A 17,532-nucleotide genomic window follows, 5' to 3' on the forward strand; every position below is an offset into this window, starting at 1 on the left:
TGGCGCACAAATTCACCACTTTGGAGACATGAATGCCCGGATATTCCGACCCCGGCTTCGACACGCTGGCCCTGCACGCCGGCGCGCAGCCGGACCCCGCCACAGGTGCGCGCGCCGTGCCGATCCACCTGAGCACCTCGTTCGTCTTCGAGTCGAGCGACCATGCGGCGGCCCTGTTCAACCTGGAGCGCCCGGGCCATGTGTACAGCCGCCTGAGCAACCCCACCAACGCGGTGCTGGAGCAGCGCGTGGCGGCGCTGGAAGGCGGCGTGGGGGCGATTGCCGTGGCCAGCGGGCAGGCCGCGCTGCACCTGGCGATTGCCACATTGATGGGCGCAGGCAGCCACATCGTGGCCAGCACGGCGCTGTATGGCGGCAGCCAGAACCTGCTGCACTACACGCTGCGCCGCTTCGGCATTGACACCACCTTCGTGAAGCCCGGCGACATCGACGGCTGGCGCGCCGCCATCCGCCCCAACACCAAGCTGTTCTTTGGCGAAACCGTAGGCAACCCCGGGCTGGAGGTGCTGGACATCCCCACGGTCGCGGACATTGCGCATGAAGCTGGCGTGCCCCTGCTGGTGGACTCCACCCTCACCTCGCCGTGGCTCATCAAGCCCTTCGAGCATGGCGCGGACCTGGTGTACCACTCGGCCACCAAGTTCCTCTCAGGCCATGGCACGGTGATCGGCGGCGTCGTGGTCGATGGCGGCAGCTTCGACTGGGAAGGCTCCGGCCGCTTCCCCGAGCTGACCCAGCCCTACGACGGCTTTCACAACATGGTGTTCACCGAGGAGAGCACCGTGGGCGCCTTCCTGCTGCGCGCTCGCCGCGAGGGCCTGCGCGACTTCGGCGCCTGCATGAGCCCGCACACCGCCTGGCTGATCCTGCAGGGCATCGAGACCCTGCCGCTGCGCATGGAACGCCACATGCGCAATACCGAGAAGGTGGTGCAGTTCCTGGCCAGCCACCCGTTCGTCGAGCGCGTGGGCCACCCGCTGCTCGAGTCCCACCCCAGCCACCAGCTCGCGCAGCGCCTGCTGCCGCGCGGCGCGGGCTCGGTGTTCAGCTTCGACCTCAAGGGCAACCGCGAGCAGGGCAAGACGTTCATCGAGACGCTCAAGCTCTTCAGCCACCTGGCCAATGTGGGTGACTGCCGCAGCCTGGTGATCCACCCCGCCTCCACCACGCACTTCCGCATGAGCGACGAAGCGCTCGCCGCGGGCGGCATCAGCCAGGGCACGATCCGCCTGTCGATCGGGCTGGAAGATGCCGACGACCTGATCGACGACCTCAAGCGGGCACTCAAGGCTGCGGAGAAGCAAGCGGGAAAGGCAGGTGCGTGATGTACGTGCAAGTCAACGGCGCACAGACCTACTGTTACACCGGCGGCAAGCCCTTCGATGCCGCCAAGCCCACCGTGGTGTTCATCCACGGCGTACTCAATGACCACAGCGTCTGGGCGCTGCAAAGCCGCTACATGGCCAACCATGGCTGGAACGTGCTGGCCGTGGATCTGCCCGGCCACAGCAAAAGCGCGGGCGATGCCCCTGCAAGCGTGGAGCAGGCCGCCGACTTCGTGGGCGCCCTGCTCGACGCATTGTCCATCCAGCGCGCCGCGCTGGTGGGCCATAGCTGGGGCTCGTTGATCGCGCTGGAGGCCGCCGCCCGCCTGGGCGCGCGCGTGAGCCATCTGGTGCTGGTGGGTACGGCCTACCCGATGAAGGTGTCGCCCGCGCTCATCGAGGCATCGCAGACCGACCCCGAGCAGGCGCTGCGCATGGTCAACGTGTTCTCGCGCAGCACCCTCGCGCCCCCCTCAGGCGCGGGCTTCTGGGTGTACGGCGCGGGCATGGCGCTGGGCCGCAAGGTGCTGCGCAGCAACCCGCAGGTCAATGTGTTCCACCGCGGCTTCGTCGCCTGCGACAGCTACTCCCATGGCGAGCAGGCCATCGCAGCGGTGCAGTGCCCCGTGCTGTTTGCCTTGGGCACACAAGACCAGATGACCGCGCCCAAGGCCGCGCAGGGGTTGATCCAGGCCGCGCGATCCGCGGACAAGGACGTGCAGATCGTCCATCTGCCGGCGGGCCACCACCAGATGACCGAAGCACCGGACGCAACGCTGTTCGCCATCCGCGACTTCCTGGCAAGACGCATCTCCGCCTGAGATCGTTGCACGGCAGGGCCGGCGGTGCGGGGCATCCCCTTCAGCGCTCCCCTGCCCGATGGATGATGGGCGCCGCCGCCTCGGCAGAGGGGATATGACTTCCCCTGCCACATGCGAAACACTAGCCCCTGCTTGCCTGCGTCGACCATTTACGGCCGCGTGATGCGTATCAAAAACAGCATTAAACGACCAACCGGCAAGCGCAGTCAGCTATTGTTTAAATAGCAAGCGAAGGCCAATAGCGGCCACTTTCCCCGGCCTGGCACTGGGGCATTGGCACGGTCCGCGCCTGCGGACCTAGACTGGGTTCACTCGACCCGTCGCGTCGCCCGGCGCCCGCCCTGCATGCACCTGCCTCCATCCACCGATGCCCGCGACACCCCGTGGCATGCGCTGTCCGCTGACGAAGCGCTGCAACGGCTGCAAACCGACGACCGCCACGGCCTGGCGCATGCCGAGGTGGCGCGGCGCCTGGCACGCTTCGGCCCCAACCGCCTGCCCGCGCCGCCGCGCCGACCGGCCTGGCTGCGCCTGCTGCAGCAATTTCACAACGTGCTGATCTACGTGATGCTCGCTGCCGCGACGGTCACCGCGGCACTGGCGCACTGGATCGACACCGGGGTGCTATTGGGGGCCGTGATCGTCAACGCCATCATCGGTTTCTTGCAGGAGGGCAAGGCCGAGTCGGCGCTGGACGCGATACGCCACATGCTCTCGCACCAGGCCACGGTGCTGCGCGGGGGAGAGCGCCAACTGGTGGACGCCGACCAGCTCGTGCCGGGCGACATCGTCATCCTCGCGTCCGGCGACAAGGTGCCCGCGGATCTGCGCATCCTCACGGCCCGCAGCCTGCGCGCCGACGAGGCCGTGCTGACGGGCGAGTCCGTGCCCTGCGACAAGGACGAAGCCGCCGTGGCAGCCGACGCCGCTTTGGGCGACCGCCGCAGCATGCTCTACTCCGGCACGCTGGTGGCCGCGGGCACCGCTTTGGGCACCGTGGTGGCTACGGGCACGAACAGTGAACTGGGGCGCATCAGCACGCTGTTGGCCCAGGTGCAGGCGAGCACCACGCCGCTGCTGCGGCAGATCGCGCAGTTCAGCCGCTGGCTGGCGCTGGCCATCGGGCTGTTCGTGCTCGCCACGTTCGCCATCGGCGTGCTCTGGCGCGCTCAGGCACCCGCGGACATGTTCATGATGGCCGTGGCGCTGGCGGCCTCGGCCATCCCCGAGGGGTTGCCCGCCATCATGACCATCACCTTGGCCATGGGCGTGCGGCGCATGGCGCAGCACAACGCCATCATCCGCCACCTGCCGGCGGTGGAAACGCTGGGGGCTGTCACCGTGATCTGCTCCGACAAGACCGGCACCCTCACTTGCAACGAGATGACCGTGCAGCGCGTGGTGACCGCCGACCATGTCATAGCTGTGACCGGCAGCGGCTATGCGCCGCAGGGGGGCTTCCTCATCGGGGGCGTGCCCATCACTGCGCAAGAACACCCTGCCCTGCAGTCCGTGGCCCAGGTGGCGCTGCTGTGCAACGACGCCACGCTGCACGACGGACCCCAGGGCTGGAGCCTGACGGGCGACCCGACGGAGGGCGCGCTCGTCACCCTGGCGCTCAAGGCGGGGCTGGACGCCACGGCGCTGCATGCGCGCCAGCCGCGCATCGACGCCATACCGTTCGAGTCCGAGCACCGCTTCATGGCCACACTGCACCACGACCACGCGGGGCATGCGGTGATCCTGGTGAAAGGAGCCCCCGAGCGTGTGCTGGACATGTGCAACGCACAGCGCCAGTGGCCCGCCGATGGCGCGGCCACCGATGCCCCGCTGCAGCACGACTACTGGCGCCGCGCAGCCAACGACTGCGCGGCGCGGGCGCTGCGCGTGCTGGCGATCGCCATCAAGCGCGTGCCGGCGCAGCAGCACGCGCTGCAGTTCGCCGACATGGAGGGCGGCTTCACGCTGCTCGGGCTGCTGGGCAGCATGGACCCGCCGCGCCCCGAGGCCGTGGCCGCGGTGGCCGAATGCCAGGCCGCGGGCGTACGCGTGAAGATGATCACCGGCGACCACGGCGAAACCGCACGTGCGATTGGCGCGCAGCTGGGCATCGGCCTGGGCCGCCCCGCCCTCACGGGCGCCGAGATCGAGCTGCTGGACGACGCCGCCTTGCGCGACGTGGTGGCCAGCGTGGACGTGTTCGCACGTGCCAGTCCCGAACACAAGCTGCGCCTGGTGCAAGCCCTGCAGTCCCGCGGTGAAGTCGTGGCCATGACGGGCGACGGCGTGAACGACGCGCCCGCACTCAAGCGCGCCGACGTGGGAGTCGCCATGGGCAGGAACGGTACCGAGGCCGCCAAGGACGCGGCCGCCATGGTGCTGACCGACGACAACTTCGCCACGCTGGGCCATGCGGTGCGCGAGGGCCGAGGCATCTACGACAACGTGCGCAAATTCATCTTGTTCATGCTGCCCACCAATGGGGGCGAGGCGCTGATCGTGTTTGCCGCCATCGCATTCGGCCTGCTGCTGCCGCTCACCGCGGCGCAGGTGCTGTGGATCAATCTGGTCACGTCCAGCACGCTGGGCGTGGCGCTGGCATTCGAGCCTGCGGAGGACGACGTCATGCGCCGCCCTCCCCGGCCTCCGCAGGAAAAGCTGCTGTCCGGCCTGTTCGCGTGGCGTGTGCTCATGGTGGCGGTTTGCATGGCGGCGGCTTCGCTCGGGCTGTTCCTGTGGGAGCTGTCCAACGGCGCTGCGATCGAAACCGCGCGCACCATGGCTGTCAGCGCGGTGGTGGTGATGGAGATGTTCTACCTGCTCAACAGCCGGCACATCGAGCGCAGCGTGCTGTCGCGCGAGGGATTGCTGGGCAATCCCAAGGTGCCGCTGACCATCGCCCTCTGTGCGCTGCTGCAACTGGGCTTCGTGCACCTGCCCTGGATGCAGGCCGTGTTCGGCTCCACGGACCTGTCTGTGCAGGAATGGTCGCGCGTCCTGCTGGCCGGGCTGGCCGTCTTCACGCTGGCCGAACTGGAGAAGGCGGCTCTGCGGCGCTGGCGCGCACGCCACGCCCATCGCTGACACGGACCACGCCTACCCCAGCAGGCGGCACAGCGCGGCCAGGTCGCGCACGGTGGCAGGAGGCGCCACCGCGTGCGGCCAGACTGCATCGCCCCGATTGAGCCAGGCCGCCTGCATGCCGGCGCCCAGCGCGCCATGCGCATCCAGCGTGGCATCGTCGCCTATGTGCAGCACGGCCGCGGGCGGCAGGTCCAGCACCCGCGCCGCCTCATGGAAGATGCGGGGGTCGGGCTTGGCAATCCCGAACTCGCGGGCGCTGATGCTGGCGCGAAAGTACCGTCCGATGCCGATCGCCTGCAGGTCCGCATTGCCATTGGACAGCGCCACCAACGGGTGGCGCGCCGAGAGGAATTCCAGCGCCGCGATCGCATCGTCGAACAGCTCCACCCGCTGGCGCTCGGCAAAGAACACGTCGAACCCCTGGTCCGTGAGCGACTCGTCCTCGCCCGCCTGGCGCAGCGCTGCGCGGATGGTCTCGCGGCGCAGCACCGTCAGGTCGTGCGACAGGTGCGCATGGGCGGACGCCACCTGCGCACGGAGCATGCGGGACGTATCGGGCGACGCCAGCAGCGCCGAGGCGCCGGGCGCCACCGTGAGCAGCCACTCGATCAGCACCTTCTCAGCCCGCGCAATGGTGGGCCAGATAGGCCATAGGGTGTCATCCAGGTCAAGAGTGATGGCGCGGATGCGGGAAATATCGAGCATGGCCCGAGCATACCGCCCGGCATTTGCCACAATCACCGCATGCCCGCCTCGCCTTCTCACCATGCCGCCCAGACGGCCTCAGCCTCTTCGATCCAGACCACCGCAGCACGCGAAAGCACCGCCATTCTGCTGTGCAACCTGGGCACGCCAGACGCCCCCACCGCACCGGCGCTGCGCCGCTATCTGGCGCAGTTCCTGGGCGACCCGCGGGTGGTGGAAATTCCGCGGGCGCTGTGGCTGCCTCTGCTGTACGGGATCATCCTGCGCACGCGGCCGGCCAAGTCGGCCGCCAAGTACGCCAGCATCTGGACGGAAGAAGGCTCCCCGCTCGCCGTGTGGACGGCCAAGCAGGCGGTGATGCTGCGCGGCTGGCTGGGCGAGGCCGGCCAGCCGGTGAGGGTACTGCACGCCATGCGCTACGGTCAGCCGGCCATTGGTGCGCAACTGCAGGTGCTGCAGGACGCCGGCGTGCGCCGCGCGCTGGTGCTGCCGCTGTACCCGCAGTACTCGGCCACGACCACCGCCAGCGTGTTCGACGACGTGGCCGCGTGGGTGCGCCGCTCGCGTTGCTTTCCCGAACTGCGCTTCGTGAACGACTACCACGACCACCCGGACTACATTGCCGCGCTGGCCCAGTCGGTGCGCGCGCACTGGCAGCGCGAGGGCGGCCCGGCGGACAAGCTGGTGATGAGTTTTCACGGCATTCCCGAACGCAATGTGCGATTGGGCGACCCCTACGCGGAGCAATGCCGCAACACGGCCCGGCTGCTCGCGCAGGTGCTGGGGCTGGGCGAAGACCGGTACCTGCTGACCTTCCAGTCGCGCTTTGGCAAGGCCCGCTGGCTGGAGCCCTACACCGAACCCTCGCTGGTGGCGCTGGCACAGGGCGGCACGCGCCGCGTGGACGTGATGTGCCCAGGCTTCACCAGTGACTGCCTGGAAACGCTGGAGGAGATCAACCAGGAGGCACGCGAGGCCTTCCTGCACGCAGGCGGCCAGGACTTCCGTTACATCCCCTGCCTGAACGACAACCCCGCCTGGATCACCGCCTTGAGCCGCATTGCGCAACAGCACCTGGCGGGCTGGAGCCAGCCATGAGCGCGCCCTGCACGGCACTCGCACCCGGCCAGCTGCGCCTGAGCATCCGCCCCGAGAGCCTGGGCTTTGACGACACACGCGCACTGGTGGCCGAGCCCCTGCCGTGGATCGGCCAGCAGCGCGCGTTCGATGCGGCCCGGTTCGGGCTGACCATGCAACAGCCCGACTACCACCTGTTCGTGCTGGGCGAGGTCGGCAGCGGCCGTGCCTCCCTGATGCGCCAGGCCATGGACGAAGCGGCCGCCAGCCGGCCCGTGCCGCCGGACCTGTGCTTTCTGCACGACTTTGACGCACCCGAACGTCCACGCGCCCTGCGCCTGCCCGCGGGCCAGGGGCGCCAGCTGCGCGACCAGATGGCGAGCTGGAGCCGCCAGCTGGAGGCGGAGATCCCCAAGCGCCTGGCTGCGCCGGACGTGAAGAACGAGCGCGAGCGCATCCACAAGCGCTACCAGAGCGACGAGGCGCGCGCCTTCAGCCAGTTGGCCGACTTCGCGCGTGCACGGCGGTTTCGCCTGTCGCGTGAACAAGGGCAGATGGTGTTCACCCTGCTGGGCCCGGGCGGCGAGCCGCTGACGGAGGCCGATGGCGCAGCGCTCGGCGCACCCGAGCGCGCCGCCATCGAGCTGGCCGAGCAGGAGCTGCGCGCGGAGATCGTGCGCTTCCTGGAACAGACCCGCCCGCTGGAGCGCGCGCGCGACGATGCGCTGGCGCAGCTTCTGCGCCAGAGCGCCGGCCCGCTGGTGACGCACGGTCTGGACGACATCCGCCAGGGCCTGCGCAAGCAGATCAAGGACGCGGTCAAGCTGGGACGCTGGCTCGACCAGGTGCAGCGCGAGGTGCTCGACGACCTTGAGCTCTTCGTGCCTCACGAAGGCGAGCAGCCCGACGATCCGCAGGAAGAGGAACGCCGCGACCAACTGGCCAACCTGCTGGCGCTGTGCCAGGTGAACTTGGCGGTGGACAACGCTTCCCTGAAGGGCGCGCCAGTGGTGGTCGAAGACAACCCGCAGCTGCGCAACCTGTTCGGCCACATCCAGTACGAATCCGGGGAAGACGCGCCGTATGCCGATTTCTCCAGCATCCACGCCGGCGGCCTGCTGCGTGCGCACGGCGGCTACCTGATGCTGTTCCTGCGCGACCTGCTGGGCGATACGCCGCTGTGGGAACGGCTGCGCCGCTTCCTGCGCTGCAGCCGCCTGGCGGTCGAGGACACGGCCGCCAGCCATGGCGGTGGTGGGCCGACAGTGGCGCTGCAGCCCGAGGGCGTGGATGTGGACGTCAAGCTCGTGCTGATCGGCACCGCCGTCGAGTATTACGTGCTGCAGGAGGGCGACGAAGACCTGGCGCAGCGCTTTCGCGTGAAGGTGGATTTTGCCGAGCGCTTCACCGCCAGCGCCCAGACGCATTACGCCAGCGCCGTGTTCATCGCGCGCGCGTGCGCCCGCCGCGGCCTGCCGCACTGCAGCGCCGCGGCCGTGGCCCGCCTGCTGGAATTCACCCACCGCGAGGCCGACGACCAGTCGCGCCAGAGCGCGCGCTTTTCCCTGCTGGAAGCCCTGCTGCTCGAAAGCGCGGCCCAGGCGCGGGCACGCGGCGCGGCGCTGACCGATGCGGCCGACGTGGAAGCCGCGCTGATCGCCAAGCGCCAGCGCCACAACGCCCCCGAGGAGGCATTGCACGAATCGATTGCCGAGGGCGAGTTGCTCATCACGCTGGACGGCACGCGCGTCGGCCAGTTGAATGCGCTCACGCAGATCGACCTGGGCGACTACCGCTTCGGCTTTCCGGTGCGCATCACCGCGCGCACGCATGCGGGCCAAGAAGGCCTGGTCAACATCGAGCGCGAGGTCGAGCTGTCCGGCCCGATCCACGACAAGGGCGTGCTCATCCTGCACAGTTATTTCAGCGCGCTGTTCGGACACCTGGCGCCGCTGGCGCTCAACGCGTCCATCGTGCTGGAGCAGGAGTACAGCGGCATTGAGGGCGACTCGGCCTCCTGCGCCGAGCTGTATGCCCTGCTGTCGTCGCTGTCGGGCCTGCCGCTGCGCCAGGACATCGCGGTTACCGGCGCGCTCAACCAGCACGGTGAGGTGCTGCCCGTGGGCGGGCTGAACGAGAAGATCGAGGGCTGGTTCCGCGTGTGCGCGCACGCGGGCCTGACCGGCACGCAGGGCGTGCTGATTCCGGCCCGCAACCAGCGCCACCTGATGCTCTCGCCCGCCGTGGTGGATGCGGTCGCGGCGGGGCGCTTTCACGTCTATACGGCGCAGCACGTCAGCGAGGGCATTGCGCTGCTCACTGGTACGCACGCGGGCCTCACCCCCGACGAGCCGTGGGAAGGCAGCGTGCGGGCGCGCGCCGAAAGCACGCTGCTGGCCTACCGCCGCGCGTGGCAGGCCATGGCGCTGGGGCGGCGGCGCGTGCCGCGCAGGCTCGGCAGCGGCCTCTGAAAGCCGCCCGGCGCCGCGGTGGGCCGGGCCTGGCTTATCCATATTGGCTATAAGAACAATCCGATTCTGTCGTTGATGAGGCTCAAGGGCGCGGGACAATGACGCCCTTCCCTGAACGACTGTTTTCGAGATCGCCATGAAAAAACTGCTCGCCCTCGCGGTATTCGCCACGGCCGCCCATGTGGCCCCTGCGGCGTGGGCAGCCCAGCCACTGCTGACGCCCGCCGAACTGAAGGCCCAGACAACGCAGGCCACGCCGCCGCGCGTGATCGACATCCGCGACCCCGCCAGCTACGGCGCCCAGCACATTCCGGGTGCGGTGAATGCCCCCTACGGCAAGTGGCGCGGCCCCGCCAGCAACCCGGGTGAACTGCCCGACCTGCCCCGGCTCACCGCGCTGGTGCAGTCGCTGGGGCTCACGCCCACCACGCATGCCGTGGTGGTCTCCACGGGCGCGGACCCGACGGATTTCGGCGCGGCGGCGCGCGTGTACTGGACGCTGAAGCTGCTGGGCCTCAAGGAACTCTCCATCCTCAATGGCGGCATGAAGGCCTGGGGCCAAGCCCAGCTTCCGTTGACGGCCGAGGTGCCACAGGTCGCGGCCAGCCAGTACACGCCCACGCTGGACACCCGCCTGCTGGCCACGCGCGAGGACGTGGGCCAGCACATTCGCCTGAGCAACGCCGCACTGGTGGATTCGCGCCCCGATGCCTTCTACCAGGGCAAGGTGCGTGCGCCGGCGGCCAAGGTGTCTGGCACCCTGCCGGGCGCACAGCAGCTGGACTTCAACCAGTGGTTCGTTCCCGGCACCTCCACCTTCGTGGATGCGGCGACGGCCCGGCAGATCGCCGCCAAGGTCAAGCGCGAACAGGGCCAGGACATGGTCGCGTTCTGCAATACCGGCCACTGGGCGGCCACCGACTGGTTCGGCCTGTCCGAAGTGGCGGGCCTGCCCGGCGTGAAGCTGTACGCCGGCTCCATGGTGGACTGGACCCAGTCCCAGGAGCCGCCGCTGATGGCGAACCAGCCCACCCGCGCCGAGGCCCTGGCCTACGACGCCAAGCAGTGGTGGGAACGCAAGCTCAAGTAAGCCAGCCCACTGCGCTGGGCACCTGACAGCCTCATAGTCAAATCGGCCTCTAGCGCTTGCCAGGCAAGCGCTAGCAGCTCACTTTTTTGAATCTCTAGCCCTCTTCCATGAAACGACTTCCTCTTGCGGCCCTGCTGGCCATTTTCTTGGGCTGGCTGCTGTGGGCCGTGTCCGTGCGGCAAGCGGCCCTGTTCGCCGTGGGTCTGGGCCTGGGCGCGGTGCTGGCCGGCCAGCGCTTTGGCTTCACCACGGGCTGGCGCATGCTCATCGAGGACAAGGACGCCAGCGGCGTCATGGGCCAGCTGCTGCTGCTGGCGCTGGCCGCAGCCATGGCCATGCCGCTGCTGGGCCACTTTCCTGAACTGACGGCCGCCCTGGGCCCACCCAGCGTGAGCCTGCTGGTCGGCGCCTTCGTGTTCGGGCTGTGCATGCAAATTGCCGACGGCTGCGGCAGCGGCACGCTGTACAAGGCGGGCCTGGGCATTCCAATGAACGCGGCGATCCTGCCGCTGTTCGCGCTCGGCAGTTTCCTGGGCTCGATGCACCTGGGCTTCTGGCTGGACCTGGGCCGCGCGCAGCCCGTCGGTTTGGTCAATCGCTTCGGTTGGCAACAGGCACTGTTGATCACGCTGGCGGTGCTGGCCGTGGTCGCGGTGGCGGTGCGCTGGTATGCGCGCCGTGCCCAGAGACCGCAAGGCACGCAGCCCCAGCCGCTGCTGGTGCGCAGGTGGATCGTGGGCGCCGTGCTGCTGGCGCTGCTGGCCACGCTGAACCTGGTGATCGCCGGCCAGCCCTGGGGCGTGGTCTACGGCTTTGGCCTGTGGGCGGCAAAACTCGCCCAGGCCAGCGGTGCCGCGGACCTGGCGGGCAACTGGTTCTGGAGCCAGCCCGGCAATGCCGCCCGCCTGCAGGAGACCGTGCTGCTGGACGTGACCAGCATCACCAACATCGGCATCCTCGGGGGCGCTCTGTGGGTGTCGGCCGGCAAGCCGGTCACGGCCAAGGCGCTGACGGGCACGCAATGGGCCGTGGCCCTGGTCGCGGGCCTGCTGCTGGGGTACAGCTCACGCCTGGCCTTCGGCTGCAACGTCGGCGCCATGCTGTCGGGCATCTCCACGGGCAGCCTCCACGGCTGGATCTGGGTGCCGCTGGCCTTCGCAGGAACGATCTTCGGCCTGCGCATCCGTCGCCATTTCGGCTTCTGAACCCAGGAGAGCTACGCCATGACACGACACACCACACTGCGCCTGGCCTTCTGGGCCGTGCTCGCCGCCTTCCTGGCCTGGGACTACAGCAACTCCGCCCCGGTGGACCTGCGCTTCGAGGCGCCGCTGATCGCAGCCGGCTCGGGCAAGGCCGCCTCGGGCGGGCATTGCTCCATGCCGGACTGACGTCCTTCTCCGCGCACAACGCAACAAGGCCTCCACACGGAGGCCTTGTTGCTTGGCGCGGCGAGCGGTCTCAGGGCGTATCGGCAGACGGCTTGGCGACCTCGAACCCGGCGTCCTGCCAGGCCTGCAGCCCGCCCAGCAGCGGGCGCACGTTGGAAAAGCCTGCGCGCTGTAGCTGGCGCGCCAGCCGGGCGGCCGATATCTCTGCCGGGCAGTCGCAATAGATGACCACGCCGTGCGGATGCGCGTCGTGCGGCAATAGATGGGCGTGGGGTGCTGCCGCGTCCCGGGGGCGCAGCTCCCACGCCTGGGCGCCAGGAATATGGCCCGCGCTGTAGGCCTGACCCGTGCGCACATCTATCACCGTGGGCATGACCCCCTGGGCCTGCATGCCGCGCAACTCCTGCACCGACACGCGAGGCATCTTCAGCGAGCGCACCGTGCGCTGGCGCTGCCACCACTTGCGCAGAATGAACACGCCCAGCCCCACCGCCAGCAATACCAATCCCCCCTGGCCCAGCGCTGTGAGCACGGCCAGCAGATCCTCGACCGTGGTGCTGAACAGCGATCCCAGCAACACTGCCGAGCCCACCCAGATCAACGCGCCCAGCGTGTCGTACAGCACGAAGACCGACCGCGGCGTGCCCACCACACCCGCAAGCGCGCTGGCGATCGACGCAAAGCCTGGAACGAACTTGGCAATCAGCAGCGACTTGGGGCCCCAGCGGCCGTAGAGCGATTCCGTCTGGCGGATGCAGGCATCGGGCGACAGCGAAATGCGGCAGATGCGCCCCAGCACACGATGGCCGTAGGATTTGCCGGCCTGGTACCACAGCAGGTCGGCAATGAGCGCGGCCGCCACGGCCAACAGCACGATGCGTGCGCCGTGCTGCCAGTCGTCGCCCGCCACCGCGCCGGTGACCACCAGCACTGGATAGGCGGGAATGGGCGCACCCAGCTGCTCGATCAGCACGTTCAGGAACACGACACCTAGGCCGTATTCGCGAATCAGATCCACCAGAAAACCCATGTCGCGGTTCCCTTCATGCCGTGCCGGCGTCGCCGCTGACGCCCAGGCAATGCAAGTCTCACATGCTAGCTGCAACGGCTGCGCCGAGTGAGACCTGAAATAAGGAAACTGCGTTGCGTGGATGGCAACAATGCAGGCACACCGCGCAAGCCGTGCGCCGCCTCACCCCTGCGCGGGCAGGCCCTGCAAAAAGCGCTGCACCCAGGCCAGTTGCTGCGGCACGTTGAGCGCGGGCGCGTGGCCGCAGCCCGGCACCTCGACCACCTCCAGCAGGCCGCGTGCGCCCGGGCCCCGGCGCTGCATCTCCTGCACCACCGCGGGCAGCACCAGGTCGGACTCGGCCCCGCGCAGGCACAGCACGGGAATGTCGAGCCGGTCGTAGTGCGGCCAGACGAGATAGTCGTTCTCATGCCGCGTGAACTGCTGCACCATGGCCGGGTCGTAGTGCGGGGTCACGCGCCCATCGGGCAGGCGGCGCAGCGAGGTCTCGGTAAGGCGCAGCCACTGCGCATCGCTGAGCCAGCCGAACGGCGCGTAGGTACGGCGAAAGAAGGCCTCCAGCTCCATCACGGTATCGAACTGGGGCGGCTGGCCCGCATAGGCCTTGATGCGCTCCAGCGCGGGGCCGGCCAGCTGCGGGGCATTGTCGTTGAGCACCAGGTGCGTGATGCGCCCGTGCAGGCGCGGCGCCAGCAGGCCGGCGGCGCACACGGTGCCGATGGCGCCGCCCATCGACGTACCCACCCACTGCACCCGCTGCACACCCAGCTGATCCAGCAGCTCCTCCACAACGCGTGCATAGAAAGCCAGCGTGTATTCGTGCTGCGGATCACGGCTCCACTGGCTCAGGCCGCGACCCAGGGTGTCGGGGCACAACACGCGCCAGCCATGGGCCGCCAGGTGTGCGGCCAGCTCGTCCATGTCGCGTCCGGTGCGTGCCAGGCCGTGCCAGGCTACCACCACCGGCGCGCCGGGCGCGCCCCAGTCGGTCAGGTGGATTTCATAGCCGGCGCAGCGCACGTAGCGCGAGACGAAGGACATGGTGCAGCCTTTGTGCAGGGAGAGTGTGATCGCCGCGGGCGCGCCTCACTTCATGAGCCGGCCGTTGCCCCCGATCACCGTGACCTCGACGAAGCGCGAGCCGACACGGTTGTTCGGCCCGTAGTTCAGCGTGACGCCACCCAGATCGAACCCCTGCAGCGACTCCAGTGCACGCAGCACGCGTGCCCTGGTAGGCTGCGGGCCGGCACGGCGCAGGGCCTCGACAAGGACCTTCGCGCCCAGGAAGGTCTCGAAGCTGGTGTAGTTGATCTCAGCCTCTGGCGCGTATTTCTTGAGCAACTGCTGGTACTCGCGCACCACGGGCAATTGAGGCCGGTAGGGGTACGGCACCACCTGGCTGATGGCCAGGCCGTGCGCGTTCTTCAGCCCCGCCAGCTTCACGATTTCGGCGGGATCCACCACGGAGATGTTGAACAGCCGCGCGCCGCCGCCCTGCTCGCGGTAGCGCTTGGTGAATGCGGCAGCCGGCTTGTTGACGGCGATCATGATCACAGCTTGCGCGTCCATGGCGCGGATGGTCTGCACGGCGGAGTCCACGTTATCGGTGTTGCGCTCATAGCCGGCCGCGGCTACCAGCTTGAGCTGGCGCCGCTCCAGCGCCGCCTCCACTCCGGCCAGCCCCGCCTTGCCGAAACCGTCGTCCTGGTACATGACGGCAATGCGCGTGATGCCCAGCGTGGCGAGCTGCTGCACCATGTGCTCGGCTTCATCGGCATAGCCCGCACGCACATGGAAGATCCAGGGGTTGAAGGGCGTGCGCAGCACCTCGCCGCCCGTGTACGGCGCCACCAGGGCCGCACCGCCCTGCTCCAGCACCTTGTCGGCCAGCAACTGCGCAATGTTGGCCGTGCCGGCAAAGCCGAACAGGGCAACGACTTCAGGGTGGTCGAGCATGGCACGCGTCAGGCGCACGGTGTCGTCCACCTTGTAGCCATCGTCCTCCACCTGCAGGCGGATCTTGGCGCCATGCACGCCCCCCTGCGCGTTGACGGCGTCAAAGTACACCTTGCCGCCCAGCACCATCTGCTCGCCCGTGGACGCGAGCACGCCCGACAGCGGCGCCACCTGCCCGATCACCACCTCTGCGGCCGATGCCGCGAGAGCCGCCAAAGACACCAGCAACCCGCCAACCCAACACCTCAGCTTGCGCATGCCCGTCCCTTCCTTTCGAAGCTCCAAACGCAGTCCCCAGGCAGGGGCCCCGGCCTTGCCCCGGATTCCGGGGCACAGGCGGGGCCTCTTCAGCCGCGCAGCCTCAACGCGGCACGCTGATGGATGTGCCCACAAAGCCGATCTGGTCGGCGGCGGCGGGGCTCATGGCGAACGGCGGGACATTGGCTGCGGTAATGGCCGGCGCCGCTCCCGCGGTACCGCCGCGCGGCGTGGTGCGCACGACCTGGTTTGCGGGCAGCGGGGCGCCGTTCTTCAGGTGCGCCCACATCACGTCCATGGCCTGGTTGAAGTACGGGTGCAGCGGCACGAAGCGCGTGTCGAAACCTGAGAAGGGCAGGAACGCATCGAAGTGCTGGCCGTTCATGACTTCCACGTAGCGCAGCTTGCTCGACGCGCCTTCCACAGCACGATTGAGCGCCGCATAGGCACGCGCGTTGTTGTTGACCGGCACCAGCGCATCGCTGCGGCCGGCGACGATGATCGCGGGCTTGCCGCGCAGGTTGGCGTTGTGCAGCACCTCGGCCACGCCGCTGCGCACGGCGTCGCTCTGCGCCTTGGTCGGCGTGCTGGCCGCCGTAAGGGCCGCACCGGTCACGGGGTCCTTGCCGCTGACCAGCGCATACTGGCACAGCGCGTTGTCCAGCCCGAAGTCCGCCACGCCGGTAGAGGGCGACACGGCGAAGGGCCAGGACTTGGCGCCTCCCACCGAGTCGTTGTAGATCACCGTGGCGGGCGTCCCATTGGCTGTGCCGTTCGCGGTGGCGGCGCTTTGGGCCAGCGCCGTGGGCGCGGCGGCAATCACGTCGCCCGTGGCATTGGCAGCGGCAAAGCTGGACCCGCACAGGTTGGCATCCGCGCCAAAGCGGCCATAGGCCATGGTGTACATGGCCGACAGGATGGGTCCGTTGCCCAGCGCATAGTGGGCGTTGTGCATGGTGTTGTTCTCGGCGTTCCAGCCATAGGCACGCAGCTTGGCCAGGGCGTCGGCCGCACGCTCCTGCGTGGTGGCGCCACTCACCAGGCCTTTGGCCGCCAGGCCGTCGCAGCGTGCCGTGGCGCGCGCAGTCATGGCAGTGAGGGCGATGTAGTTGTAGATCGATGTCTCGTTGATGGCCGCGTCGGCCGCCAGCGCGGCGCAGGGCTGGTAGATGTTGCCCCAGGTGGTGTACTCGGCCAGGGTCTTGCCGTAGCCAGCGACCGCCGCGCCGTCGAACTGGATGCCATAGCCGGCGGCGGTGGGCATTTCGGTCACGGGCTCGGAAGCCACCACGCCGTCGATCAGGCCCTCGCCGTCCTGCTCGGCTGCGCGCAGCGAGGCGGCACCGCCATTGGAGGCGGAGCCCGCGATCACCAGCGTGTTGCCTTTGGTGAACGGTACCGGGTTGTCTGCCGTGCCATAGCGCGCATTCAGCACATACAGCGCATAGCGGCCTGCCGCCAACGTGTCCGCACCCCAATCCTTTTCGGGGTTTTGCTGCGAGTGCGCGTGCTTGATGGCAATGCGATTGGGGAAGGCCGCGTTGTACGCCGAGCGCACCGCATCCGTCAGATTGGCAGCAAAGAAGCTCAGCGCCCCCGCCGCCGTGCGCGTGGCGCGCGTGCCGTCGACCTTGTTGACCGTGTCGTCGGCCAGGTTGTGCAGGCCCACGCCCTTGCCGGCATCCGTCAGCGCGACGGCGCAGCCCTTCTTCAGGCCCCACTCCCCCGCCGTGCCGATGGCACCGTACACGCCGCGCGAACCGGACGAAGGGCCGAGCACGATGCAGGGGTTGCTGGTGTTGAAACTGTCGGGCACCTGCACGGCGATCACGGTTTGCTTGCGGCCGGAGCCATCGTCCAGCACAGCGAGGTATTCACGGCCTGGGATCAGACCTTCACTGGCGGTCACCTGGCCTTCGGCCGTGATGTTGGGGCCGTACAGCGTGCCATAGCCGCCCTTGGCCGTGTAGTCCAGGATGCCGCGGTAGTTGGAAAACAGCGCATTGCGGCGCAGTTCCGCCGCCGTGGGGTTGGCCGGGTCGGCATAGGCGGGCGCGGCCGCGGCGCCCAGGCCCGTTTTGCCAATACCGCCCGTCAGCAGGTCCTGGGTAGCAGCAGTGGCGCCCGTGCCTACGGTCGTGGCCGGGTACACCGTGGCGCTGATTTCTTTGATGCCTTGGGGCAGATCGTTGGACGGATCCGATCCGCCGCCACAGGCCACCAGCGTGGCCCCCGCCAGCGCCGTCAGCGCCCAACGCACCGTTACTCGTTCATTCACTCGCATGTTGTCTCCTAAGGTTGTG

At 68.8% G+C, this 17,532-nt stretch carries 13 protein-coding genes; 8 read left to right on the forward strand and 5 right to left on the reverse strand.

All coding sequences use genetic code 11. The features are described from left to right. Positions 1-32 precede the first annotated feature (32 nt). The 3 genes from QY917_RS07065 (at position 33) to QY917_RS07075 (ending at position 5,251) form a co-directional block, all read left to right on the forward strand. Positions 33-1,346: an O-acetylhomoserine aminocarboxypropyltransferase gene (locus QY917_RS07065; protein ID WP_088886521.1), complete on the forward strand. Its 1,314-nt coding sequence runs from the start codon at positions 33-35 to the stop codon at positions 1,344-1,346. Then, positions 1,346-2,167 carry an alpha/beta fold hydrolase gene (locus tag QY917_RS07070; RefSeq protein WP_123675686.1) on the forward strand — a complete coding sequence of 274 codons (822 nt, stop codon included), beginning with the start codon at positions 1,346-1,348 and terminating at the stop codon, positions 2,165-2,167. The genes QY917_RS07065 and QY917_RS07070 overlap by 1 nt, the downstream gene beginning before the upstream one ends. 345 nt (positions 2,168-2,512) lie before the next feature. Next, entirely contained in the window at positions 2,513-5,251 is a 2,739-nt protein-coding gene (locus QY917_RS07075) for a cation-transporting P-type ATPase (protein ID WP_123675685.1), read from the forward strand. 12 nt (positions 5,252-5,263) lie between these two features. Here QY917_RS07075 and QY917_RS07080 read toward each other — a convergent pair whose 3' ends face one another. Continuing rightward, positions 5,264-5,956: an HAD family hydrolase gene (locus QY917_RS07080; RefSeq protein ID WP_123675684.1), complete on the reverse strand. Its 693-nt coding sequence runs from the start codon at positions 5,954-5,956 to the stop codon at positions 5,264-5,266. 39 nt (positions 5,957-5,995) lie between these two features. Between QY917_RS07080 and hemH the strand changes: the two genes are divergently transcribed. The 5 genes from hemH (at position 5,996) to QY917_RS07105 (ending at position 11,985) form a co-directional block, all read left to right on the forward strand. After that, positions 5,996-7,054, forward strand: a complete 1,059-nt coding sequence (hemH, locus tag QY917_RS07085; RefSeq protein WP_123675683.1) for a ferrochelatase — start codon at positions 5,996-5,998, stop codon at positions 7,052-7,054. Further along, a complete protein-coding gene (locus QY917_RS07090; protein ID WP_123675682.1) occupies positions 7,051-9,504 on the forward strand; it encodes a Lon protease family protein in 2,454 nt (817 codons plus the stop codon). The genes hemH and QY917_RS07090 overlap by 4 nt, the downstream gene beginning before the upstream one ends. A gap of 136 nt (positions 9,505-9,640) precedes the next feature. Then, complete coding sequence (locus QY917_RS07095; RefSeq protein WP_011804922.1) at positions 9,641-10,594, forward strand: sulfurtransferase; 954 nt, start codon at positions 9,641-9,643, stop codon at positions 10,592-10,594. A gap of 107 nt (positions 10,595-10,701) precedes the next feature. Beyond that, positions 10,702-11,799 carry a YeeE/YedE thiosulfate transporter family protein gene (locus QY917_RS07100; RefSeq protein WP_123675681.1) on the forward strand — a complete coding sequence of 366 codons (1,098 nt, stop codon included), beginning with the start codon at positions 10,702-10,704 and terminating at the stop codon, positions 11,797-11,799. Positions 11,800-11,817: 18 nt separating this feature from the next. After that, positions 11,818-11,985, forward strand: coding sequence for a hypothetical protein (locus QY917_RS07105; protein ID WP_011804920.1), 168 nt, complete (start codon positions 11,818-11,820; stop codon positions 11,983-11,985). Between the two features lie 70 nt (positions 11,986-12,055). On the opposite strand, the gene QY917_RS07110 is transcribed toward QY917_RS07105, so the two are convergent. The 4 genes from QY917_RS07110 to QY917_RS07125 form a co-directional block, all read right to left on the reverse strand. Next, a complete protein-coding gene (locus QY917_RS07110) occupies positions 12,056-13,015 on the reverse strand; it encodes a rhodanese-like domain-containing protein (protein ID WP_088886513.1) in 960 nt (319 codons plus the stop codon). A gap of 162 nt (positions 13,016-13,177) precedes the next feature. Beyond that, the gene (locus QY917_RS07115) at positions 13,178-14,056 is read right to left on the reverse strand and encodes an alpha/beta fold hydrolase (protein WP_123675680.1); all 879 of its coding nucleotides are present in this window, start codon (positions 14,054-14,056) and stop codon (positions 13,178-13,180) included. Positions 14,057-14,101: 45 nt separating this feature from the next. Next, entirely contained in the window at positions 14,102-15,229 is a 1,128-nt protein-coding gene (locus QY917_RS07120) for an ABC transporter substrate-binding protein (protein WP_123675679.1), read from the reverse strand. A 103-nt stretch (positions 15,230-15,332) separates the two neighbouring features. Next, on the reverse strand, positions 15,333-17,513 hold the full coding sequence (locus QY917_RS07125) for a 3-hydroxybutyrate oligomer hydrolase family protein (protein ID WP_123675678.1): 2,181 nt from the start codon (positions 17,511-17,513) through the stop codon (positions 15,333-15,335). Positions 17,514-17,532 lie beyond the last annotated feature (19 nt).

The organism is Diaphorobacter sp. C33 (genome assembly GCF_030503915.1).
Taxonomy (GTDB): Bacteria; Pseudomonadota; Gammaproteobacteria; order Burkholderiales; family Burkholderiaceae_C; genus Diaphorobacter; species Diaphorobacter nitroreducens.

What these genes read in the sequence shown, in the direction of transcription:
- QY917_RS07065 (WP_088886521.1), top strand. Translation starts at nt 33, where the DNA reads ATGCCCGGATATTCCGACCCCGGCTTCGACACGCTGGCCCTGCACGCC.
- QY917_RS07070 (WP_123675686.1), top strand. Translation starts at nt 1,346, where the DNA reads ATGTACGTGCAAGTCAACGGCGCACAGACCTACTGTTACACCGGCGGC.
- QY917_RS07075 (WP_123675685.1), top strand. Translation starts at nt 2,513, where the DNA reads ATGCACCTGCCTCCATCCACCGATGCCCGCGACACCCCGTGGCATGCG.
- QY917_RS07080 (WP_123675684.1), bottom strand. Translation starts at nt 5,956, where the DNA reads ATGCTCGATATTTCCCGCATCCGCGCCATCACTCTTGACCTGGATGAC.
- hemH (WP_123675683.1), top strand. Translation starts at nt 5,996, where the DNA reads ATGCCCGCCTCGCCTTCTCACCATGCCGCCCAGACGGCCTCAGCCTCT.
- QY917_RS07090 (WP_123675682.1), top strand. Translation starts at nt 7,051, where the DNA reads ATGAGCGCGCCCTGCACGGCACTCGCACCCGGCCAGCTGCGCCTGAGC.
- QY917_RS07095 (WP_011804922.1), top strand. Translation starts at nt 9,641, where the DNA reads ATGAAAAAACTGCTCGCCCTCGCGGTATTCGCCACGGCCGCCCATGTG.
- QY917_RS07100 (WP_123675681.1), top strand. Translation starts at nt 10,702, where the DNA reads ATGAAACGACTTCCTCTTGCGGCCCTGCTGGCCATTTTCTTGGGCTGG.
- QY917_RS07105 (WP_011804920.1), top strand. Translation starts at nt 11,818, where the DNA reads ATGACACGACACACCACACTGCGCCTGGCCTTCTGGGCCGTGCTCGCC.
- QY917_RS07110 (WP_088886513.1), bottom strand. Translation starts at nt 13,015, where the DNA reads ATGGGTTTTCTGGTGGATCTGATTCGCGAATACGGCCTAGGTGTCGTG.
- QY917_RS07115 (WP_123675680.1), bottom strand. Translation starts at nt 14,056, where the DNA reads ATGTCCTTCGTCTCGCGCTACGTGCGCTGCGCCGGCTATGAAATCCAC.
- QY917_RS07120 (WP_123675679.1), bottom strand. Translation starts at nt 15,229, where the DNA reads ATGCGCAAGCTGAGGTGTTGGGTTGGCGGGTTGCTGGTGTCTTTGGCG.
- QY917_RS07125 (WP_123675678.1), bottom strand. Translation starts at nt 17,513, where the DNA reads ATGCGAGTGAATGAACGAGTAACGGTGCGTTGGGCGCTGACGGCGCTG.